19 protein-coding genes are annotated in these 21086 nt (G+C 67.8%); 6 read left to right on the top strand and 13 right to left on the bottom strand.

Annotation, left to right across the window (positions count from 1 at the left end; genetic code table 11):
• Window positions 1-106: 106 nt before the first annotated feature.
• The 3 genes from HUA74_RS45400 to HUA74_RS04935 all read right to left on the bottom strand — a co-directional run bounded on the left by HUA74_RS45400 (window position 107) and on the right by HUA74_RS04935 (window position 3648).
• Window positions 107-517 carry a hypothetical protein gene (locus tag HUA74_RS45400; RefSeq protein WP_371817198.1) on the bottom strand — a complete coding sequence of 137 codons (411 nt, stop codon included), beginning with the start codon at window positions 515-517 and terminating at the stop codon, window positions 107-109.
• Window positions 518-538: 21 nt separating this feature from the next.
• A complete protein-coding gene (locus HUA74_RS04940; RefSeq protein WP_254624889.1) occupies window positions 539-1354 on the bottom strand; it encodes a hypothetical protein in 816 nt (271 codons plus the stop codon).
• 377 nt (window positions 1355-1731) lie between these two features.
• Window positions 1732-3648 carry a M4 family metallopeptidase gene (locus HUA74_RS04935; protein ID WP_254624888.1) on the bottom strand — a complete coding sequence of 639 codons (1917 nt, stop codon included), beginning with the start codon at window positions 3646-3648 and terminating at the stop codon, window positions 1732-1734.
• Between the two features lie 359 nt (window positions 3649-4007).
• Between HUA74_RS04935 and HUA74_RS04930 the strand changes: the two genes are divergently transcribed.
• Window positions 4008-6287 carry a M4 family metallopeptidase gene (locus HUA74_RS04930; protein ID WP_174453569.1) on the top strand — a complete coding sequence of 760 codons (2280 nt, stop codon included), beginning with the start codon at window positions 4008-4010 and terminating at the stop codon, window positions 6285-6287.
• A gap of 145 nt (window positions 6288-6432) precedes the next feature.
• Here the strand turns inward: HUA74_RS04930 and HUA74_RS04925 are convergent, their stop codons facing one another.
• Complete coding sequence (locus HUA74_RS04925; RefSeq protein WP_254623514.1) at window positions 6433-8457, bottom strand: serine hydrolase; 2025 nt, start codon at window positions 8455-8457, stop codon at window positions 6433-6435.
• A gap of 138 nt (window positions 8458-8595) precedes the next feature.
• On the opposite strand from HUA74_RS04925, the gene HUA74_RS04920 reads away from it, so the two are divergent.
• On the top strand, window positions 8596-9633 hold the full coding sequence (locus HUA74_RS04920) for a PA0069 family radical SAM protein (RefSeq protein ID WP_141643529.1): 1038 nt from the start codon (window positions 8596-8598) through the stop codon (window positions 9631-9633).
• Window positions 9634-9654: 21 nt separating this feature from the next.
• Here HUA74_RS04920 and HUA74_RS04915 read toward each other — a convergent pair whose 3' ends face one another.
• The 3 genes from HUA74_RS04915 to serC all read right to left on the bottom strand — a co-directional run bounded on the left by HUA74_RS04915 (window position 9655) and on the right by serC (window position 11781).
• Window positions 9655-9906: a GlsB/YeaQ/YmgE family stress response membrane protein gene (locus HUA74_RS04915; protein ID WP_141643528.1), complete on the bottom strand. Its 252-nt coding sequence runs from the start codon at window positions 9904-9906 to the stop codon at window positions 9655-9657.
• Between the two features lie 185 nt (window positions 9907-10091).
• Window positions 10092-10652 (bottom strand): chalcone isomerase family protein, encoded by a 561-nt coding sequence (locus HUA74_RS04910; protein ID WP_141643527.1) that lies wholly within the window; start codon window positions 10650-10652, stop codon window positions 10092-10094.
• A gap of 40 nt (window positions 10653-10692) precedes the next feature.
• Window positions 10693-11781 carry a 3-phosphoserine/phosphohydroxythreonine transaminase gene (gene serC, locus HUA74_RS04905; RefSeq protein ID WP_174453568.1) on the bottom strand — a complete coding sequence of 363 codons (1089 nt, stop codon included), beginning with the start codon at window positions 11779-11781 and terminating at the stop codon, window positions 10693-10695.
• Between the two features lie 165 nt (window positions 11782-11946).
• Between serC and HUA74_RS04900 the strand changes: the two genes are divergently transcribed.
• From HUA74_RS04900 to HUA74_RS04885, 4 genes are read left to right on the top strand one after another with little or no spacing between them, the layout of a single operon-like run.
• Window positions 11947-12522, top strand: coding sequence for a sigma-70 family RNA polymerase sigma factor (locus HUA74_RS04900; protein ID WP_174453567.1), 576 nt, complete (start codon window positions 11947-11949; stop codon window positions 12520-12522).
• A gap of 6 nt (window positions 12523-12528) precedes the next feature.
• Window positions 12529-13341 (top strand): hypothetical protein, encoded by an 813-nt coding sequence (locus tag HUA74_RS04895; RefSeq protein ID WP_174453566.1) that lies wholly within the window; start codon window positions 12529-12531, stop codon window positions 13339-13341.
• Window positions 13342-13351: 10 nt separating this feature from the next.
• Complete coding sequence (locus HUA74_RS04890; protein WP_141643523.1) at window positions 13352-14998, top strand: caspase family protein; 1647 nt, start codon at window positions 13352-13354, stop codon at window positions 14996-14998.
• Window positions 14998-16095 (top strand): carboxypeptidase-like regulatory domain-containing protein, encoded by a 1098-nt coding sequence (locus HUA74_RS04885; RefSeq protein WP_174453565.1) that lies wholly within the window; start codon window positions 14998-15000, stop codon window positions 16093-16095. Before HUA74_RS04890 ends, HUA74_RS04885 begins: the two co-directional genes overlap by 1 nt.
• A gap of 25 nt (window positions 16096-16120) precedes the next feature.
• Here the strand turns inward: HUA74_RS04885 and HUA74_RS04880 are convergent, their stop codons facing one another.
• The 6 genes from HUA74_RS04880 to HUA74_RS04855 form a co-directional block, all read right to left on the bottom strand.
• Entirely contained in the window at window positions 16121-16846 is a 726-nt protein-coding gene (locus HUA74_RS04880) for a DUF2063 domain-containing protein (RefSeq protein WP_174453564.1), read from the bottom strand.
• Window positions 16843-17688: a DUF692 domain-containing protein gene (locus tag HUA74_RS04875; protein WP_371745505.1), complete on the bottom strand. Its 846-nt coding sequence runs from the start codon at window positions 17686-17688 to the stop codon at window positions 16843-16845. The genes HUA74_RS04880 and HUA74_RS04875 overlap by 4 nt, the downstream gene beginning before the upstream one ends.
• A gap of 117 nt (window positions 17689-17805) precedes the next feature.
• Window positions 17806-18075 carry a hypothetical protein gene (locus HUA74_RS04870; RefSeq protein WP_141643519.1) on the bottom strand — a complete coding sequence of 90 codons (270 nt, stop codon included), beginning with the start codon at window positions 18073-18075 and terminating at the stop codon, window positions 17806-17808.
• A gap of 194 nt (window positions 18076-18269) precedes the next feature.
• Window positions 18270-19691: a hypothetical protein gene (locus tag HUA74_RS04865; protein WP_174453562.1), complete on the bottom strand. Its 1422-nt coding sequence runs from the start codon at window positions 19689-19691 to the stop codon at window positions 18270-18272.
• A gap of 66 nt (window positions 19692-19757) precedes the next feature.
• On the bottom strand, window positions 19758-20357 hold the full coding sequence (locus HUA74_RS04860; RefSeq protein WP_174453561.1) for a TetR/AcrR family transcriptional regulator: 600 nt from the start codon (window positions 20355-20357) through the stop codon (window positions 19758-19760).
• Between the two features lie 11 nt (window positions 20358-20368).
• Window positions 20369-20893: a PaaI family thioesterase gene (locus HUA74_RS04855; RefSeq protein ID WP_174453560.1), complete on the bottom strand. Its 525-nt coding sequence runs from the start codon at window positions 20891-20893 to the stop codon at window positions 20369-20371.
• Between the last annotated feature and the right edge of the window lie 193 nt (window positions 20894-21086).

Raw genomic sequence — 21086 nt, 5'->3', positions numbered from 1 at the left:
TCGGTTTGGATTGAGCGCCAGTCCTTGGATGGCTGGGGTAACAATGACTCTCACATTGGTACGGAAGATGGAGCGCCCCTGACCCCTCCGAGACTCGCTGGTGGGGTCAATGCGTCGCTGGGCTCGCCCGGGCCACCGGGCGCGGTGGGGCTTCTTCCCGGAAGATGAGCAGCCCATCCATGACCGTGGCCCAAGGGGCCGTCATCCACGCGTCGTTCAAGGGACGCGCCACTCGGGGCCCGAAGTCACGCAGCTGGCTCCCATCCAGATACCGCGTGTCCCCGGTGTGGCCCGAAAACGCCCAGCCCTCCAGGGAGTCGTCCCGCGCGGGTGCGAGGGAATTCGTGCGAGGGGTGCTGCCGATGGAATAGCTCCCGGATCGCGCGGAGAAGCCCAACACGAAGGCCCGCGCCCCGAACTTCTCCTGGACGTAGGACCCGAAGGACGTCCCGTGCCGGGTGTCCGCATCAAGGCCCTTGAGGTCTTTCGCCGCATGAACGGTGGCAAGCCAGACAATGGCCTTTCGGGGCCTGGATGACTAGGCCAGGTGCCATTCCAGATTCATGAACATGGAGCGGGAGCGGTCATCGAAATCGCTCCAGCTCCAGGTCCCTCCAGACGCGTCCGGAGCCCGGGACATCGCGGCGACCTGACGGGTGTAGTTCCGCTCAAGGCTGCGGACCATCTGCAACTGGCCTCGAGCCCTCGGCGTCACAGCCACTCCGGGCCTGGAGAGCACCGCCCCCAGCTCCGTCCAGCAGCCCAGGATGAACTTCATGTGCTCCGCCGTATATGGGTGGGCGTCGTCGTAGTTCCAGGACATGTTCCTCTCGATTTCCTCTCCGCACGCGGCCTGCCTCGGGCCCTCCAGAAAGGGAATGAGTTCGCGCGCCATCTCGCGCTGGGCGTAGGTGCCTCGGTTGATCTGATCATCAATCCCACCCGCGACGAGGGTCCCCGCCTTGAGCCGCTCGGACAGGAACGGAATCAGGGGCGCCATCTCCTGATTGGCCCACATCCCACCAATCGCAGTGGCAACCAGGTCCTCGCTGACGGGTTGGCCCGCCTCTCTCAGCACCTGGAGGTGGAGGAAGTCATAGATGCCTGTCTCGATGAAAAAGGCATCGTATTGGCATTCTTCCACGAGCCTGCGGGTCAGTTCCGCTTTGAAAGCGATGGTCCTGCCATTGCCGTGGTGGGACTCCTCGCCGAGCAGCGCGAGCTGCTTGTCGCAGAGGTCACGCACAATCCGGTCGGCATCAGAGGCCACCGCGCCCCCTTGCGCGGCCACGCCTCGGGCCGGGGAGGCACAGCTCGAAAGAAACAAAGAGAGCAGGAGCAGGAGGAATCTCATTCGCGGCCCTTCCATGCGGAGGAATGTCGCGGTGTAACGCTCCTGGGCGCGCCTTCCCCTCAACCTCGCACGCATCCGGCACCTGACTGAACGGGTTCTCAGCCCCACCCTGTGCGCGTGAAGGCACGCCCCATCGACAATCCGCCCAACCCGTGGGCGAGCACCGCGGTGGAGCACCTGGACGAAATCCCGCCCTATGGATTCGCGACCCTGACGATTTTCATCGGATTCGCGCCGCCCACCTTCGAGCGGCGCGTCAACCGCTTGAATCGATACGCCAGACACGGCCCCGTGGAGGAGGGACATGCTCGTCTTCAGTCTGGGATGGCCCTGTCCCCGGAGCGGGCAGCCGCCCGCCATCCCTGCCCGCGCACCGCTCAGAAGGAATAGCTGAACGTCACGCCGGAGTAGGCCCGGTACCCGTTGATCATGACCCAGAACCTGCCCGGTACGGGCCGTGACGTGCCGGTACACACCTCGGTGTTGGTCGTCGAGTAGGAGCGGCAGTCGTAGACGCTCTTCGTTGGAGCAGCGCCGTATCGCACGTAAAGGTCCGCGTCACCCGTGCCTCCGCCAAGGGTAAAGTACGGGGAGGTGAATGCGCCGACGTCCGCGCAGTAGTACCGGTTCGAACCCACCGCGCCGTTGAGGTTCGTCACGGTACCGCTGAAGCGAGGAAGGGTCGTGCAGAACGTCGGGAAGTAGAGAGGGAAGCCCACGGCCTGCCAGGACAGGCTCACGGACTCCAGCACGGCCGCGCTGAAGCCGAGGTCCTGCGCCGCGAACTGGGTATAGGTCTTGGCCTGCTCGAAGGTGGTGCTGGCGGTGAAGTAGTCGGTGCTGGCCTTGTAGAAGATGCGAGCAGCGGCCTCTACGCCAATGCCTGGGACTTCCGTCGGGGTGCGCCCGCGAGGATGCACACCGCCGGTGGCCAGCAGCTTGAACGCCAGGTTCGAGATGCCCGACGCGTAATGCACGTCGGTGTCGGACGAGTAGTCCCCGTAGTAGTCCAGCGAGGCGCCGTCCAGGACCGGGTCGTTCATGTATCGGAGGGCGTCATCGGGCGTGGCGGGCGTCCAGATGTCCTCGCCAATCTTCCAGATGTCCGGGCCCATGGACCACGAGTTCGACCAGCTCTCGCAAACGGAGGCGAAAATGTCCGACAGGGACTCGTTCAGCGCGCCGGACTCGCCGGTATAGATGAGGCCGGACTCGAAATCCGTCACCGCGTGGGTCAGCTCGTGGGCCACCACATCCAGGTCCGTGCACAGCGGCCCGGCGTTGACCCCGTCTCCATCGCCGCACACCAGTTGCGTGCCGTCCCAGAAGGCATTCACGTAGTGGGTGGAGTAATGCACGGTGCTGGTGAGCGTGTGGCCCGCATTGTCAATCGAGTCACGCCCGAACAGTGTGTTGAAGCAGTCGTACGTGGTTCCCAGCACGTCGAAGTTGCCGTCCACGTGGGCATCGCCCGTGGGCCCCTGCCCCTCGCCGCGCCTGAGCGTACCGGGGAGGCTGGTGGCGTTGTTGGCACTGTACACCCTGCGGTTGAGCGCGTCGTGGATCTCCGGCGCGCGCAGGACGATGGAGGCATCCGAGGCGTCCACGTAGACACGGTCCCGCAGGGGCGTAGCGGCGGCGGTGCCCGTCACCCGCACCTCCCAGGTCAACCGCAGCGGGTCCTTCGCGGTCGCACGGACATAAACAAGGCGAGGCATGCCCTCCAAGGCGCTGGCGCCCGGCGTTTTCCGCAAGGCCACCTGCTGGGCGGTCTCCAGCGCGATGCCGGGGCTGGAGGGAACCTGCTCCCCGTCCCGCGCCGAGCCGTTCACCGCGTACACCCGTCCAGACGCATCCAGGTGCACCACCAACTCACCACCGACCACCGGCAGGCCGTCCTTGGTCTGCGAGTACCGGAGATGGGTGCGTCCCTGCGTGTCACGAGCGATTCGCCGAGGCACCAGGTCGCGCGCGTCGAGGCGGAAAGACGGGGCGATGCGCTCCAGTGCCGTGGTCACCAACTCGTGGGCCTGCCAGACCGTGACGTCCGCGAGGCTCTGGCCCACCCATCCCAGCTCTCCATGAATCATGTACGGCACGCCGTCACCGTGTGAGCCCAGAACCTGGACGTCGGGGAGCGCGCTCAGCGCCGTCGCGATGTCCTGGAGGCGGGCATCGCTCGTGAGGACGCTCTGCTCTGGCTGTGAGGCCTCGGAGGGCTCGAGATCTCCGGCGGAACAGCCAGAGAGGGAGAACGACAAACATGCGGCGAGCCAGCGGATGCCACGCATCATGGTCTATCCCTTCTGCAGTGCGGTGATGTGGATGACGCGCGTTCATTAGATACAAAAACAACAAACCCGGAGGAATAGGGGGAATCCACCACCGAAGCGGAGGGGCAGCAATGTCCTGCGAGGTCTTTCCTGCGCGCGATTGGAGCAATGAATTTCAGATTCACGACACGCTGGACACTCCTCTCCCTCGTTTTAGGGAATCCCCAAAACCCCTGGCCTCGAGCACGCTTGGCGGATGCCATCGGTTGGATAAGAGCGCGTGTGACAAGGCGGCCGTCCGGCGGAGTCGGATTGCCATGGGGAGGTGCTCCGGACCCGACCCGGAGTTCCTCCATCGAGGCGAGAGCCAAGGAGAAGCCATGAAGTTTCCCTCTGCGTACGTCATATGGACCACCTGCCTCTGCGCCAGCATCACGGCGTGCGATGCCCCGTCCGGAGAGGTGCCACCTGCCATGGCCATCTCGGCGGCCACGCACGTGGAGGCGACCGCGCCGGCATCCGCGCCCAGGCCACACGTCGACTCCAGGACAGATGGCCACTACTTCGTCCGCCGCGACCTCGGCCGCGTCCCGCGTGTCTTCACCGAGAAATCACGGGCCACGGGGGAGGATGTCCGTGGAGTGTTGAATGACGTGGCGTCGGAGTTCCGCATGCGGGGCGAGGACCTGGTGTTCCGCAAGCAGAACGTGGACGAGCAGGGCCACCGGCACTTGCGCTTCCAGCAGTTCCACGGGGGCTTGCCCGTCATCGGTAGCGCCCTGGTGCTCCACGTGGATTCCCAGGGAGCCGTCTACGCGGTCAACGGCAACGCACGGGGTGGTGGCCGCGTTTCGAGAGAGGGCGTGATACCGCCCGAGAATGCCGCCCAGGTGGCGGTACGTGGTTCGCGTGCGGAGCCCGCCATGGCCGTTGGGTCCCCGAAGCAGGTATTCCTCCGTCCCGAAGGTGACGAGGAGATGCATCTGGCATGGCAGGTCCAAGTCGAAGGCCAGCGCGCGGGCATCCCCTCCAAAGACCTGGTCTATGTGGACGCGAATGATGGCGAATTGCTCGCCGTGCATCCGCGCATCCACTCCGCGCTCAACCGGCGCATCTACAACGGAAACAACGCCTCCACGCTGCCCGGTACGCTGGTCCGCGGCGAGGGCCAGGCTGAGCACCCCGACCCGGTCGTCAACACCAACTACGACCATCTGGGCACGGTGTATGACTGCTACAGCGAGCTGTTTGGCCGTGACTCCATCGACAACGCGGGCGCGGCGCTCCTCAGCACCGTGCACCACCGTGTCGCCTATGTGAACGCCTTCTGGGACGGCACGCAGCTGGTGTATGGCGACGGTGACGGCGTGAACGCCAGCAACCTGGCGAACTCGCTGGACTTGACCGCGCACGAACTGACCCACGCCGTGACCGACCACGAGTCCGAGCTCATCTACTCGGGTGAGTCCGGCGGTCTGAACGAGTCCCTGTCGGACATCTTCGGTGCGGTCTGCGAGTGGTACGGCGACGGCAAGGTCGTCAGCCCTCACACGTGGGAGATCGGCGACGGCATCTGGACGCCGCACATCCCGAACGACGCCCTGCGATACATGGCCAATCCCACACAGGATGGCGACTCACTCGACTGCTACAGCGACTACTCCTCCGGCGTGGATGTGCACTACAGCTCGGGTATCTCCAATCTGGCGTTCTACTTGCTGTCTCAGGGCGGCACGCACCCACGCGCGAAGACGACGACGGTGGTCGCGGGCATCGGCATCGAGAAGGCCGCGAATATCTTCTACAAGGCCAACAGGGACATCCTCATCGCCAGCTCCAACTTCGAGGCGGCCAAGACCGCGACCGAGCAGGCCGCCGCACAGCTGGGCTACGACGCCGCTACCATCACCTCGGTGAGCAACGCCTGGAAGGCGGTATGTATCGGCGTTGAAGTGGAGGGCCCCGGGCCCACCCCCTGGCTGTCGATGACCGGCCTTTCGGGTAGCGCGGGCTCCTTCCAGCACTGGAGTCTCGATGTCCCCGCCGGCAGGTCGAAAGTGACCTTCAAGGTCAGCGGCGGCACGGGTGACGTGGACCTCTACGCCAGATTCGGCGCGCCGCCGACAACGACGACCTACCACTGTCGTCCGAACCTCAGCGGCAACAACGAGACCTGCACGTTCACGCTGCCGCAGGCAGGCAGGTACCATGTCAGCCTTTACGGGAGGTCAGTGTTCTCGGGAGTCAACCTGACCGGCACGTTCGACGATCCACCCCTCTGCCCGCCCTGGCGCTGGCCCTGGCCCTGGCCCATCCCCGTGGTCCCTCCTCCTCCGCCCCCACCGCCCTGGGACCCGATCATCAATATCGCGGACAGCATCGTCGGCCACTTCAACTACTGGACGGTCGATGTCCCTTCGGGCCAATCGGCCGTGACGTTCGCGCTCAGCGGCGGCACGGGTGACGCGGACCTCTATGTCAACTTCGGCACGGCCCCGACGACGACGGCCTACCAATGTCGGCCCTATCTCGGCGGCAACACCGAGACCTGCACGTTGACGGCGCCGACGGCGGGCACGTACTTCGTCGGCCTCCGCGTGTACTCGGCGTACTCGGGCGTCACGCTGACGACATGGACCGGGCTCGGCCACTCGGAGTGAGCGGGCCGCCGGCTCTTGCTCCCCGGTCTTGACCTTGGCCACGGACTATCGGACGCCCCGACGGGAGGAAGGTCCTTCCCGCGGGACAGCGCACCAACGGACCGGCGGAGGCGCTTGCGAGCCCCGCCGGTCCCACGCGCCGTGATTAGAACAGGTCGTGCGCGGGCCAGGCGCTGACGCCATTCACGACGCTCCACATGAGGCTGTCGAGGTTGATGTCCGACGTGCCCGAGCCGGCCCTGTTGTTGGAGTTGGTCATGGCGGACCAGGTGAACTCCTCGGCGCGGCTCGGCCCATAGCGGTCATCGGTCCGCACCAGCAGGGCCAGGGTGCCCGGGACATAGCCGCCGTGCCACCAGTTGGGGAGGCTGTTCACGGACCAGCCCTTCGCATAGTTGACGGGGTTGCCCAAGGTATCGGGTGCCGTCGTGCGCGTGGTCATCGTGGTGAGCGAGCTTGTGCTCAGCAGGTCCGGGACGGTCGAGTACCCATCCGCTCGAACGGAGACGCGCAGCAGGTCGATGGGCGTGACGACCCAGCCGCCGTGCGCATCCATGCGACGCACCGGCATGCCGTATGGATTGAAGGCCCCCGCGCCAAGCTGGTAGTAGACGACCTCGTTCGACAGACGCGCGGCCAGTGTATCGCCTCCGACGGCGAAGCTGGTGGCGCCGCTGGGCGTGAACACCTGGCTTTGCATATAGGCGTCATAGGTCATCCCCGTGACGCGTTCGATGATGCGACCCAGGACGCTGTAGCCGAAGTTCGAATACTGGTACGTCGTCCCCGGCGCGAACTCGAGCGACACGTTCTGCAACACCCACTGGATGAGCTGCGCGTGCGTCATGCTCGTGTTCATGAACATGGGGTCACCCGTCCCATCCGCGCCGTCGTTGTCCCAGCCGCCCGCCGTGTGCTCCAGCAGTTGCTGGACCGTGATGTTCAGGACGCGGCTGTCCCGGTAGGTGCCCTGCGCGCCGTACGTCTCACCGAGCAATCCGCCCCGGCCGAAGACGCGGTCCGTCAGTTGAATCTGGCCGTTCTCAATCAGCTTCATGATGCCGATGGAAGTCATCGGCTTGGACACACTGGCGACGCGGAAGCGGTGGGAGGAGTTGACCGGGGTGCTGTTGGCCTGGTCGGCCAGGCCATACCCCTTGGCGAACACGAGACGCCCGCGGCGCGTGATGGCCAGCGACAGGCCGACGGTGTTCGTGTTGGACATCGCCTGCTGGACGGTGGTGTCGATGTGCTGCAGGTCCGCCGCGCTGAACGTCAGGTTCTGCCAGACCAGCGCGAACTCGGGCTGGCTCCCATTGTTGTGCGCCGCCACCACGACGGGGCGGTATCCCTGGTTCTTGAGGTCCGTCGCGGCCTGTTGGTAGCCAGCGGAGGTGAGGCCATGACGCGCGGCAATCGGAATCCCCGCTGACGCATGGAAGATGGCCGCATACCGGTCCGTGCCGCCCACGTTGTAGCTGCTGACCTTCGCGACCTGGTAGCCCTGGGACGCGTTGGTATTGAACGTGGACTGGTACTGGGCCGCTGTCAGCCCGTGATAGGCCCGCGCCGCCGGCCCGCTGGTCTGCTCCCAGACGGCCGCATAGCGCTCAGCGCCACCGGACGTGTACCCACTGACGTGCACGAGCCGGTAGCCCTGCCCGGTCCAGGTGTTGAACTCCGTCTGGTACTGGGCCGCGGTCAGGTCGTGGCGGGCCACCCACGCGGCGACCCCGTCCGAATGGAAGATGACCGCGAAGTAGGCGACGCCTCCGACGCTGTAGCCGTTGACCACCACCGGGCGGTATCCCTGCGCGTTTTGATTGACGGCGGTGGTCTGATACTGCGCGGAGGTCAGCCCGTGGAAGGCCCGCCAGGCCGGGCCGCTCGTCTGCTCCCAGATGGCCGCGTAACGGACACTGCCTCCGTCTTCGTAGCCGCTGACATAGGAGAGGCGATAGCCTTGCCCGGTCCAGGTATTGAACTCCGTCTGGTATTGGGCGGCGGTGAGCGCGTGGCGGGCAACCCACGCATCATAGGGTCCGGCCAGGGCCTGGGACGTGGAACCAGGAGGGACGTGGGACGCTTCCTCCGCAACCCCGCATCCCACCAGGGAGACCACCAGCACTGACAGGACTGTCAGAAGCGGCTTCATTCCAAGAGACTTCATGCTCGAGAGCTCCTGCTTGACGTTGATGCTGCCGACAGGAAACGAACCCGGAGCGCATTCCACCTCAACCGCGGTCAGAAAAAATCGTTCGCTACTCTAATCCTTGACTGAACGCGCTTTCAGCCCCACCCTGTGCGCGTGAAGGCACGCCCCATCGACAATCCGCCCAACCCGTGGGCGAGCACCGCGGTGGAGTACCTGGACGAAATCCCACCCTCGCGGCTGGAAGTCTTTGAAGACCACAGCAAGCAGGTCGTCTCGCACAACGACAGCCCGGACGTGGGCTTCAGCTGGAGCGTCAATCCCTACCGGGGCTGCCTCCATGCCTGCGCGTACTGCTACGCGCGGCCCACGCACCAGTACCTCGACTTCGGCGCGGGCACCGACTTCGAGACGAAGCTCGTCGTGAAGCCCCGCGCGGCGGAATTGCTGCGCGAGCACTTCGAGCGCCCGTCCTGGAAGGGCGAAACCGTCGTCTTCAGCGGCGTCACCGACTGCTACCAGCCGCTCGAGGCCTCCATGCGCCTCACCCGCGCCTGCCTGGAGGTCTGCGCCGAGTACCGCAACCCCGTGGGCATCATCACCAAGGGCGTGCTCATCGAGCGGGACCTCGACGTGCTCCAGCAAATCTCGCGCGACGCCCGGCTCTGGGTCAGCATCAGCCTGCCCTTCCACAACGCGGAAGTCGCACGCGCCATGGAGCCCTACGCGGCCTCCCCCCAGCGGCGGCTGCTCGCGATTCGCCGCCTGGCCGAGGCCGGCCTCAACGTGGCCGTCTCCGTGGCCCCCATCATCCCGGGGCTCAACGACGAGGACATCCACCGCGTGCTCACCGCCGTGCGTGAAGCCGGCGCCAGCCGCGCGCACTTCACCCTGGTGCGCCTGCCCGGGCCCGTGAAGGACGTCTTCGAGGAACGCCTGCGCGCCAAGTTGCCCCTGCGCGCCGAGCGCGTCCTGCACCGCATCCGGGAGATTCGCGGTGGGGAGCTCAACGACTCCCGCTTCAAGCACCGCATGCGCGGCGAAGGCCTCTACGCGGAGACCATCCACCGCCTCTTCGACACGACGGCGCGCAAGGTCGGCCTGCGTACCTCCTACATCACCGAGGACGCGCCGGACACCTTCCGGCGTCCGCCGCGCAAGCCTCCGCCGTCACCCCAGCTCAGCCTCTTCTGAAGGCGTGAGGGGCCCCGGCCGCTATTTGCGTATCGCCTGGACGATGCTGATGAGGATGACCGCCCCCACCGTGGCCACCGCCAGCGAATAGAGGTTGAGCCCCGTCACACCCCGGCCGCCCAGCAGGCTGAACAGCCAGCCGCCAATCATCGAACCGACCACGCCGGTCGCGATGTTGGCGAAGATTCCCATCTTCGCATTCGTGCCCTTGATGATGCTCGCCAACCAGCCGGCGATTCCACCCAGCACCAGCCACGCGCAAATACCACCCATGTCGTCCTCCTGACCGGCCGGTTGCTATCAGACCCGGCGTCGCCGTGCAGCCGGGCACGTTCCTACTACGCGCCACGCATCCACGTATTTCAAGCGTCACCCAGGGCGCCCGAAAACGCGAAGACGCCCCGTGCCTCTCACCGAGACACGGGGCGCCCGAGGTGACGCGAGGTGTGACGACTCGCTCAGTCCTTGCCGAGCATCCCGTCCTTCAGGCCGCCATCCACCGGGTCCTTGCCCAGCCACACCGAGAAGAGCGCGTCCGCGAAGTCCTTGCCCTCCACGGAGATGTCCTCGCCACCCTTGGTGCTCTTCACCTCGGTGCCCTTGCCCGGCACGTAGGTCAGGATGAGCTCGTCACCCTTCTTCAGGTCCGGGATGGACGCGTTGAACGAGTCCAGCTTGGGCTGGAGCGCGGGGAGCTTGGCGCCCGCGTTCTTCTTGAAGCCGTCCGAGATGGCCTCGGTGATGGTCTTCTTGTCCAGGTCACGAAGCATGTACATGCGGACGCGCTTGGTTTCGTCCGCGGCGATGATCTGCGCCGCGTCCTTCGACGGCGTCTCCAGATACAGCCCCACCGTGTAGACCTTGAAGACGACCTTCTTGCGAAGGCCCACACCGTTGAGCTTCAGCTCCTTGTCGCCCACCTTCGCGGTGTCCGGATAGTTCACCCCGGCCACTTCCTTGGCGAATGCGGGCACGGCGAACAGCAGGCAGAGCGCGACGGCGGGCAGCGTGGCTTTCATGAAACCCTCCAGATGAGTTGTTCCGCGAGTTCGACGGAGACTACCCGCGGGTCTTCACGAAATGTTCCATGAAGGTGACAAGGGTGCGCACATTCTCCACAGTCACGGCGTTGTACGTGGAAACCCGGATTCCGCCCGCCGTCCGGTGCCCCTTCAGCCCCACCATTCCTTGCTGCTTCGCGTCAGCGACGAAGGCCGCGTCGAGTTCCGGCGTGGGCAGGTGGAACACGACGTTCATCACCGAGCGGGACTCGCGCTCCACCGGCGCCCGGTAGAAGCCGGAGAGCCTGTCGAGCGCGCCGTACAAGAGCTCCGCCTTCTGGCGGTTCCACGCTTCAACCTGCTCCAGGCCGCCCACGCTCTTCATCCACGCGAGCACGTTGCGCACCAGGTAGATGGCCAGGGTGGGGGGCGTGTTGTAGAGCGAGTTGTTCTCCGCGTGGACGGAGTAGCGGAAGATTTTCGGGATGTCCTTGCGCCCTCGCGCGATGAAGCCCTTGTCCGCCACCACCAGCGTCACGCCGGAAGGTCCCAGGTTCTTCTGCGCGCCGGCGTAGACGAGCCCGAAGCGCGACAGGTCCATCTTCTTCCATAGGAAGTCGGAGCTCATGTCGGCCACCAGCGGGACGGTGCCCACGTCCGGCGTCGTGTGCCACTGGGTGCCGTAGATGGTGTTGTTGCTCGTCAGGTGGACGTACGAGGCCTGGGGGTCCAGCTTCAGCTCGTCCTGGCGGGGGACCCGCGTGTAGTGCTTGTCGGACCGCACCGTCGTCACCGCGACGCGGGCCTTGCCGTAGTACCTCGCCTCGTCGAGCGCCTTCTCGCTCCACACGCCCGTCATGAGGTAGTCCGCGCTCGTGTCGGGGGTGAGGAAGTTCATCGGCACCTGGGCGAACTGCTGCGACGCGCCGCCGGTGAGGAAGAGCACCTGGTGGGTGGACGGCAGTCCCGTCAGCTCGGTCAGCAGGGCGATGGCCTCGTCGTGGACGGCCTCGTATTCCTTGCCCCGGTGGCTGTGCTCCATCACGGACATGCCGGAGCCCTGGAAGTCGAGCAGCTCGTCCCGGGCGCGCTCCAGGGCGGGCAGGGGCAGGCCGGCGGGGCCAGGGTTGAAGTTGATGACGCGCATGGCGGGGTCCTTCGCGAAAATGAAACGGCGGGGTGCATTCTTCTCCCCAAGCCCCCCCTGGGAGCCAGTAGGAAGCAGTCCGCTCCGCCCGCTTCCTCGCGGGGTCAGGGGACGGTCGAGTCAGTCGCGTGGCCACCGGACACCGCCGGGGGTCTTGGAGGACAGGTGGGTTCCACGGAGGGACTGGCGGAATGGGTGCGGCGCGCGGCGAATGGGGAGGCTTCCGCCTTCAGTGAGCTGTACCGGCGCACTCGCCCCCTCGTGGCGAGGCTGATGGCGGGGTTCGCCCCGCTGGACCCCGACGAGGTGGAAGACGTCATCCAGGAGACCTTCGTCCGGGCGTTCCGGGCCCTCCCCCGACTCAAGGAAGCCGGGGCCTTCGAGGCGTGGCTCCTGTCCATCGCACGCAACCGGGCCCGGACCCGGCTGGAGCGCAAGGCGAGCGTGCGGCGCCTGGAAGACGACATCGCGGACCCGGAACCGGAGACAGTCCCGGCCCTTCCGGAGGCCCTCCAGCTCGAGCGCGACATCGAGGTGGTCCGACAGCTCATTTCCGAGCTGCCCGAGGGCGAAGAGAAGCGGACAGTCCGGCTCTTCTATATCGAAGGAGAGCTGTCCGCGCGCGAGATTGCCGAGCAACTGGGTGTGGGAAAAAGCGCGGTGACGATGAGACTCGAGCGCTTCCGGGGCCGTATCAAAAGAGAGTTGCTGCGGCGAGTGCTCGCCGGACGTTGGGAGTGAGAGGTCATGAGACACCTGGATGACGAGGCGCTACACGCTCTTGCCCGTCGTGAGCCGGACGCGGTGAAGTACTTCCGCGAGCACCTGGCCACCGCGTGTGAGGCGTGTGAAAGCTTCCTCGCCACCCACTCCGGCCCCGACGTCCTGGATGGACAGGTGGACGCGGTGCTCCTCGCCCTGGCCCAGCCCCAGAGCGACGCGCCGCTGGACGAGGTGGGCTTCGCGCGGGTGCGACGGCGGCTGCGCGCGCCCCGGCTGGACACCCGAAAGTGGGGCCTCATCGCCGGGGCCGTAGCCGCGGGCCTGCTCGCGGTGGTCGTGGTGCCCCGGCTGCGTCAGGGAGGCACCGGGGTGGAGGTGGGGACCGCGTCCCAGGAGCCCGGGGTGAAGGGCCAGGTGGGGCGCATCGCGCTGGAGCTGGCGGTGGTGGTTCGGGGCGCGGATGGCAGCCTGCGCCGATTGGACCCGGACACCCAGGTGGACTCCCGCGACGTGCTCCTCTTGCGCTACCACGCCACCGAGGCGGGCACCGCCCTGCTCTTCCAGCAGCGCGCGGGCGAGGAGCCCCAGTTGCTCGGACCGTTCGAGCTGGAGGCGGGAACGCATGACCTGCAGGACCCCCAGGGCCTCTCCGGCGTCAGCCTGGAGGGCGAGTCCGGCCCGCTGACGCTGTGGCTGGCTGCCTCCCCCACGGGCCTGCAACCCTCGGTCGACGAGGTGAAGCGCGTGCTGGTGGGAGAAGGTGAGCGATGGGAACAAGGCACGCTGGCGGTGACGAGGTTCGACGTCCGCGTCCGAAGCAGCCAGAATCCCCGCTGATCAGGTGAATGTGAGGCGCCTTCTTCCCATCCTGCTGGCCGCGCTGACGGCGTGCGCGGGTCCTTCGTCCCTGGGGACGGAGAAGGGCGGACTGGTGCCGCTGCGGCTCGACGAGGAGGCGCTGTCGAGCGCGTACACGCCCCGGCGCATGGCGCTGCTGGTGGGAATCTCCGAGTTCGACGACCCCCACTGGCGCGGCCTGCGCTACCCCGCCAAGGACGCGACGGACCTGGCGGCGGCGATGTTGGACCCGGCGCGCGGGCGGTTCGACCAGGTGCGTGTACTCACGCGGCCCGAGGAGACGACGCGCGCGGCCATCCTCGCGGCGCTGCGGGAGCTGCGAAAGCAGGCCCACCGCCCGGACGACGTCGTCGTGGTCTACTTCTCCGCGCACGGCACCCTGGCCCGGGATGCCACGGGCGAATTGCGCCGCTTCCTGGTGACGAGGGACGCTTCTTATCGCGCCATCGCCCAGACGGCGTTGTCCATGGATATGCTGAAAGCGGAGTTCGACGCGCTCTCCAGTCGGCGCCGGTTGCTGGTGCTCGCCTCCTGTCACAGCGGCAACGGCAAGTCGCTGTTGCCCAAGGAGCTGGAGAAGGAGCTGTCCGGGGTCAAGTCCGGCTTCTACGCGCGCCCGCTGGAGGAGTCCTCGCGAGCATCCATGGTGTTCGCCGCCTGCGACTGGGGCGAGACGGCGCGCGAGGACGAGGGGCTGCGCAACGACATCTACACGCACTTCCTCGTCGAGGGCCTGGGCGGCGGCGCGGACCGCAACACGGACGGCGCCGTCACCGCGACGGAGGCCCATGACTACGCGCGCCGGCGTACCTTTGCCTTCACCGAGGGCCGTCAGCGCCCCTCGGCGGAAATCCTGGAAGTGGGCGCGGACCCGGTGGTGCTGTCGGGCACCATCGCCCGGACGGGCCGGCCGGAGCTGTTCTCCTACAACCCCCGGCTGGACGGCTTCACGCTGAAGGTCGACGGGGAGGCGCGCACGGAGCTGCCCGGCGGCGCGGCGGTGGTGCCCGGCAAGCGCACGGTGGAGCTGACCAAGGGCGACGCGGTGCTGATGCGCCGCGACGTGGAGGTGAGCGCGGGGGAGCGGCTGCCTTTGGAGCAGCTCTTGTCGGAGGCGTTCCCCCGGCGCTCGCTGTCGCTGCTCGGGGGAATGTTCACCTTCGCGGACGCGCGCAGCCGCGCGGAGCTGCTGCCCCTGGCGCCGGAGGTCGCCGTGTCGCTGCGGTTGGAGGACCGGCCGCTGCGCGATTTCGGACTGCTGTTCGATGTGGGCTTCAGCACGGGCCGGCGCGCGCTCCAGCTCCAACCCGGGGACGAGGTGCCATTTCGCTACACCACCTTCTCCGCGGGGGTGGCCCTGCCCTACCTGTGGAGATGGGAACGATTGACGCTGTTCGCCGGTCCCCGCGTGGCCGCCCTGTACCTGGGGCGGTCTTTCGATGTGGAGACCTTCCCCGGCGGCCAGCGCTTCTTCACGGTCAGCCCTGGCGTGGTGGGAGGCATGGTGGTGAGGGTGGGTGAACGTCTGGAACTGATGACCCAGGCGCAGCTCATGCTGACCTACGTGGTGGTGGATGGAGAGGGACAGGCCGTGGGATTCACCGGCGGCTGGGCCGGTGTGGGGTATCGCTTCTGATGGGCTCGAGACAACACATCGCGTTGGGTGTCTTCCTGGTCCTGGGCCTGGGAGCGTGCGGCAATCTGGAGAACGCTCCGTTGCGCGTGGGGACCATCGAAGGCCAGCTCACGGAGTTCGACCCGGAGGTCGCCGTGGTGTCCCTCGTCGGGGCCCATGAGGTGCGCTCGGCGGTGGATGCGGAGGGAAGGTTCAAGCTGGAAGGCGTGCCCACCGGGCCCGCGGAGCTGTTCGTGGTCGCCACGGCGGAGAAGGCGACGCGGGTGTCGGTGAAGGTCGCCGGCGGCCAGTCCGTGAAGCTCCAGCGCGTGGCCCCTCGGGACGCGGGCTTCTTCGAGATGCGGGTGAAGTCCTCGCACGGCGAGCGGGTGGCCGGCGTGCAGGTCTCGGTGCGGGACACGCCCTTCGAGCGGCTCGTCCTGGATGGCGCGGGCCGGCTGCGCGTGGGCCCCCTGCCGGATGGGTGCTACGCGCTGAGCATCGCCGGGGTGGGCTTTCCGGAGGTCCAGGCCGAGGCGTGCGTGGGCGCTGGCGAGAAGAAGGAGCTCAAGGTCCAGTTGGAGGCCAACGAGGAGCTGCTCAACCGCTGCGGCCTGACGGGCTGCGCTGACGGCCTGGTGTGTGGCCCGGGCGGCAGCTGCGTCGAGTGCGTGCTGGATGGCCAGTGTGGCGCGGGGATGATGTGCAAGGGCTTCCGCTGTGCGGCGGCCGGGCCGCGCTGTGGCGCGTGCCAGGACGACGGGAGCTGCCAGGTGGGCGCCGCGTGCCAACCCCTGGCCGAGGGCGGCGTCGCCTGCGTGAAGCAGTGCAGTGAGTCGGTGAACGAGGAGGACATCGCGGCGAACCGGTGTGAGGCGGGCTTCACCTGCCAGCAAGGCAGCTGCCTGCCGGACCCCGCGCGCTTCGTGGGTTGTGGTGCGCTGCTCCAGTTGGGCGCGGAGTGCGCGGACGACGTGCGCTGCCAGAAGCTCGGCCTGTCGGGCGGGCTGTGTCTGGAGGGCCAGTGCACCGTGGCGTGCACCCAGGACCAGGAGTGCCCGGGGTTGTCGCGCTGCGAGGACTCCGCCGTCGGCCAGGTGTGCTCGGTCCGCAACTGAGTCGCACCGAGGCCCCGCGACGGAGTCACGCGTCGGGCGACAGCACCAGGCCGTCTCGCGACAGACGCACCACCGCGCCCAGGATGTCGGCCTCCGGCATCCCCGTGGCCACCGCGACGTCCGACGCGGACAGCCCCTCCACCGCCATCTTCAGCACCAGCAGCGCGTGCGGCGTGGCCTCCTGGTAGTACGTCACCAGTTGCGCCGGATGACGCCACAACAGCGCCAGCTCGTCACCGGGCTGGGGCACCGCGACTGCGCCCTTCGCGCGCACGTAGGCGCAGATGCGGTACGGCTGCTCCAGCACCATCAGCGTGGGATTCGGCATGAGGCGCTCCACCCGCTCGGGTGACTCCGCCTGGGACGAGAACACCGCGAAGTCCGACCACTCGAACCGCGCCAGCGCGGGGGCATGGGGAGGAAGTCCGCGCGACGATACCCCGTCCGCGACGAAGGCAGGGAAGCCCTCGCCCATGTGATTCACCTCGTGGTGCCGCGCGGGCCGGGTCAGCGTGTAGTCCTCCACCAACGCGTTCCACGCCTCCCCGCCCACCGCGCCTCGCAGCATCGGGAAGAGCTTCTCCAGCGCGCTTCGCACGTGGCCTCGCACGAAGTCGCCGTAGAGGGACACGCGTGAGGAGGGCGCGCGCCACTCCGGATGCGCCGTGTACAGCCGCTCCAGCGACTCGCCGCCCGGGCGCGCCAGGTAGGTGCCCATGCTGTCGAAGAAGTGCTTCAGCGAAGGCTTCATCGCCCTGCCCCTTCCCGCAGCGCCGCGCGCGCCAGGTCCGCCTCGTCCAGCACCGCCTCCATCGACGGGATGTCCTGGTCCCACTCGATGAGCGTCGACACCGGGCCGGTGCGCTCCAGCACGTAGCGATACAGCGACCACACGTCGTCGCAGACGCGGTCGCCGTGCGTGTCGATGATGACGTCCGGGTAGATGGTGTGGCCCGCGAGGTGGATCTGCGCCACGCGTTCGAGAGGCAGTGCGTCCATGAAGGCGCGTGCGTCGTAGCCGTGGTTGCGCGCGTTGACATAGACGTTGTTCACGTCCAGCAGCAGCCCGCAGTCGGCCTCCTCCACCACGTGCCGCAGGAAGTCGGCCTCGGACAGCGTGCCGCCGGGCATGTTCGCGTAGTAGCTCGGGTTCTCCAGCAGGAACGGCCGGCCCACGCGCGCCACGACTTCACGCACGCGGGGCACCACGTGCTCGACGACGGCTTCGGTGAAGGGCAGCGGCAGCAGGTCATGCAGGTACACGCCGCCCAGCCGCGAGTAGCACAGGTGGTCCGAGAAGAACGGCGCGTCCACGCGCTTCACCAGCGCCGCGAGCCCCGTGACGTAGTCCACGTCCAGCGCATCCGGCCCGCCGATATCGAGCCCCACGCCATGCGGCAACACCGGCCAGCGCTCCCTGCACGCGTCCAACGCGCGCTGCGGGCGGCCTCCGAGCGACAGGAAGTTCTCCGGGATGATCTCCACCCAGTCGAGCGCCCGCTCGGTGCGCGGCAGCTCCTCGTAGAAGCTCCTGCGCAGGCCAATGCCCACGCCCAGGGGCTGAAGCCCGTGTCTTCGCGCGTACGTCGCCACCACGGCCAGCCACCTCCTGGGAGACAAATGAACCGGGCGGCGGGAGGTGCTCTTCCCACCGCCCGGAAGTCGGCGCGAGGAGGCAGGTGTCGTCACCTGCCCCCGGTGCGCCGAGGACTACTTCTTCTGGCCGTTGCAACCGCCAGCGCCGCAGCCGTGCTCGGCGCCCTTCTCAGGGGTCGCGGCGGGGGCAGTGCCCTCCTGCTTCTGCGCGCCGCAGCCCGCCTCGGCGCCCTTGCCGTCGGCCTTCGCCGCGCCACAGGAGCCCTCGGCGCCCTTCTCGGCGGCGGCCGGCGTGGCCTCCGCGGACTTGGTGGACGCACAGCCGGTGGCGAGGGAGGCCAGGGACAGGGTGCCGACGATCGCCGCAAGAGCCTTCGCGTTCATGGTGTTGCTTCCTTTCGGTGCTGCGTTGAGGGGGAACTACAGGTTGAACTACATGAAGCCCCAGACCCCAGGAGCGCGACAGGCACCCACGGGGCTCTGGATGTGGCGGACCTCATTTACGGATGTCAGGGGTTCGCGGATGCATCCGGTACGCAACATCCTGCCCACCGGTTACATCCCGCGAGCCGCGCCACTCACCGCGACACATCGCGGATACGCCGACCCTCCATCGCCTCACGCAACGAGCTGTCCCGGGCAGACACCAGCTCGATGCCCTCGGCTCCCGCCGTCACACCCAGCGCTTCTAGCAGACCTTCCTGCTCCGCAAAAGCCACGCGCCGCAGGTGCCGCGCGAGCAACGCGTCGAACAGCGGCTGCCCCGCGACGGCGTCCACCGCCACGCCAAAAGCACCGAACGTGGAAGTGGGCCCCCGCTCCGCGAGCAACTCCAACACATCCTCCAGGTGGCGCCGGTTTCCAGTGACACGGCGGATTTCCACATCGAGATGCAGCGCGAAGAGCGCGCCCGTCCAATAGGTGCCGAGCGCGAAGTCACCGTCGGTGACGACCTCTTCCATCGTGCGGGCTCCCGCCACGCGACGAGCTCGCGCGAAGCCGTCCACCAGTTCCTCCCATGCGCGCTCGGCGCTCTGCCTTCCCGAACGCGCGCGGGCCAGCTCCGTGAAGTAGGTGGCCAGGCCCTCGGACAGCCAGGGCACGCGCGGCAGGAACGCGGGATGCGTCAGGTGGAGCATCTCGTGGAGCACCACCCAGTCCCGTTCGAAGGAGGCCGCGCTCGCGTCCTGGCCCACGAGCAGGGAGATGCTGGGCGGGGAGCTCCAGAGCACCATGCCGAAGAGGCTCGGACCTTCGCGTCCGGGCACGGGGATGACCCGCACGGTGACGCGCGGATACGGAAACGCGCGGCGCACGGTGCGCACCTCCTCCGCGGCCTGCTTCAACCAGGCACAGACCTGGGTGTCGTCCACCCAGGTGAAGTGGCCGAGCACGGCCACGTCCAGCACCGCATCCGGCGACACCACCTGACAGCGGCGCCCCCCGAAGCCATGGAACCCGGAGTCCACCAGGTCCTCGGCGCGCAGCCGATACAGGCCAGTGTCATCGGGCTGCCACGGCAGCAGCGCCTCCGTGCCCTCGACGACCAGCTCCACGCGAAGGTCGGGCGGCGCCTGGTTGGGACGGATGAGGTACGCACGTCCGGCGAGATGCCGCGCGTCTCCCTCTCCCCCACCCGAGAACAGGTCGGGTCCGCGCGCGCCGATGCGCGCATCCAGCTCATAGCGATAGCGCAGGAAGCGGATGTCCGAGGGCAGGAGGACCTGTCCATCCCTCACGCTCAACTCGAGCCGCTCGCCGTCCTCGCGGAACGCGCTCACGGTGTGCACGCCTCCCGGCTGGGTGAAGCGGAACGCGCGCGGCGTGCCTCGCACCAGCACCACCTCGACATCGAGCGCGTGCGTGGGCTCGCGCACGTAGGTGATGTTGTAGCGCAGCGCCGCCGGGTCCTTCGCGGGGCGCGGGCGTGGAACCCCCAGGCAGGACAGCGCCACGAGGGCGAGCCCCCACAGCATCGGACGGCCGCGCGCGAAGGACATCACCACCTCCACCCCGGCCCGAAGGCACGGTGATGGGAGGCGAGCACCACGCGCGCCCCCGCGCCCTCAGTGTCGCTTTTTCGGAGGCGGCGCGCCCCCCGCCAGCAGGAAGGCCCGCGCGGCCTCCAGGATTTCATCCGAGAGCGGCAGGTGCTTCGTCACCCGCGCGAGCGTCATCGCGCCGAACAGCAGCGCCACCGTGGCGAGCGCCCGTTGTCGGTCGGTGACGCCCTCTCCACCCGGGACATGGGCCCCCAGCTCCTCCGCCAGGGTCTCCAGGCCCTGCGCGAGCGCCTCGCGGGCCTCCGGTGTCCCGCGCGTCAGGTCCGACAGCACCGACGGCATGATGCAGCCCGTCTCCATGTTGTCGCGGATGTGGGGGTTGAGGTAGCGCCGCACGAAGAGGTCGAGGAACTCCGCGCCGCGCAACTTCTCCAGTCCGCCGAACCAGCGCACCTGCTGGTTCCGGAAGAACACGCGCACGGACTCCTCGAGCAGGGTCTCCTTCGAGGCGAAGTGGGCATAGAAGCCTCCCACCGTCAGGCCCGCGGCCCGCATGACGCGCTCCACGCTCGCGCCCGCGAAGCCCTCCTTCCGGAAGAGCGTCTGCGCCGCCGTGAGGATTCGCTCGCGAGTGGCCTGCTTGTGCTCGGGTGCGTACCGCATCGTCGCGCCCTCTACTCCCGGCCGCCCGGAACCGGGGGCCGGAACACCATGCACGTCGTGGTGCCGTGCGCGTACAGCTTGCCGTCCGCGTCCGTCAGCCGGGCCTGCGCCGTCGCCACGCGGCCTCCCACGTGGATGACCTCACCCGTACACGTCAGCAAACCGGTGTCATGGGAGATGGCGCGCACCATGTTCACGTGCAGCTCCAGCGTGGTGTAGCCCGCACCCACCGGCAGCGTGGAGTGCACCGCGCACCCGAGCGCCGAGTCCAGCAGCGTCGCCGCCAGGCCCCCGTGCACGGTGCCAATCGGGTTGTAGTGGTGCTCCCCTGGCTCCACCACGAACACCGCCCTCCCCTCCGACACCTCCACCGGCGCGAAGCCCATCAACGCCGCGATGGGCGCCCCAGGCACCTCGCCCCGGACGATGGCGCGCAGGTACTCCAGTCCCGACAGCGACTTCGCCGCCGCCACGCCCTCCCGAGGATCTCTCCACGTCACCGTCCTCGTGCGCGTCTCGGCCTTCCCGTCGCTCATGGGCCTCGCTCCTCCCTCATGCAGTGGTGGACACCATCATCCGGATTCCAGATATTCCGTATTGCTGACAATCAGGCTTGCCAGATGGGATGATGCCCATAATACAAAGGGCCATGCAGCGCACGCCACGAAAAGGAAGGCGCACGAGCGGCCGGGCCGTTCGTCTTCCTGGCGTGCCATCCAAGGGAGCGGC

The organism is Myxococcus sp. CA051A, assembly GCF_013336705.1.
GTDB classification, from domain to species: Bacteria; Myxococcota; Myxococcia; order Myxococcales; family Myxococcaceae; genus Myxococcus; species Myxococcus llanfairpwllgwyngyllgogerychwyrndrobwllllantysiliogogogochensis.
This window is presented reverse-complemented; position numbering and strand designations above follow the sequence as displayed.

Bases quoted from the DNA above. Each gene is read 5' to 3' on its own strand.
- HUA74_RS04880 (WP_174453564.1), bottom strand. From the start codon at position 16,846: ATGAAGCCTTCGCTGAAGCACTTCTTCGACAGCATGGGCACCTACCTG.
- HUA74_RS04860 (WP_174453561.1), bottom strand. From the start codon at position 20,357: ATGCGGTACGCACCCGAGCACAAGCAGGCCACTCGCGAGCGAATCCTC.
- HUA74_RS04870 (WP_141643519.1), bottom strand. From the start codon at position 18,075: ATGAACGCGAAGGCTCTTGCGGCGATCGTCGGCACCCTGTCCCTGGCC.
- HUA74_RS04930 (WP_174453569.1), top strand. From the start codon at position 4,008: ATGAAGTTTCCCTCTGCGTACGTCATATGGACCACCTGCCTCTGCGCC.
- serC (WP_174453568.1), bottom strand. From the start codon at position 11,781: ATGCGCGTCATCAACTTCAACCCTGGCCCCGCCGGCCTGCCCCTGCCC.
- HUA74_RS04915 (WP_141643528.1), bottom strand. From the start codon at position 9,906: ATGGGTGGTATTTGCGCGTGGCTGGTGCTGGGTGGAATCGCCGGCTGG.
- HUA74_RS04895 (WP_174453566.1), top strand. From the start codon at position 12,529: ATGAGACACCTGGATGACGAGGCGCTACACGCTCTTGCCCGTCGTGAG.
- HUA74_RS04865 (WP_174453562.1), bottom strand. From the start codon at position 19,691: ATGTCCTTCGCGCGCGGCCGTCCGATGCTGTGGGGGCTCGCCCTCGTG.
- HUA74_RS04885 (WP_174453565.1), top strand. From the start codon at position 14,998: ATGGGCTCGAGACAACACATCGCGTTGGGTGTCTTCCTGGTCCTGGGC.
- HUA74_RS04855 (WP_174453560.1), bottom strand. From the start codon at position 20,893: ATGAGCGACGGGAAGGCCGAGACGCGCACGAGGACGGTGACGTGGAGA.
- HUA74_RS04925 (WP_254623514.1), bottom strand. From the start codon at position 8,457: ATGAAGTCTCTTGGAATGAAGCCGCTTCTGACAGTCCTGTCAGTGCTG.
- HUA74_RS04940 (WP_254624889.1), bottom strand. From the start codon at position 1,354: ATGAGATTCCTCCTGCTCCTGCTCTCTTTGTTTCTTTCGAGCTGTGCC.
- HUA74_RS04935 (WP_254624888.1), bottom strand. From the start codon at position 3,648: ATGATGCGTGGCATCCGCTGGCTCGCCGCATGTTTGTCGTTCTCCCTC.
- HUA74_RS04910 (WP_141643527.1), bottom strand. From the start codon at position 10,652: ATGAAAGCCACGCTGCCCGCCGTCGCGCTCTGCCTGCTGTTCGCCGTG.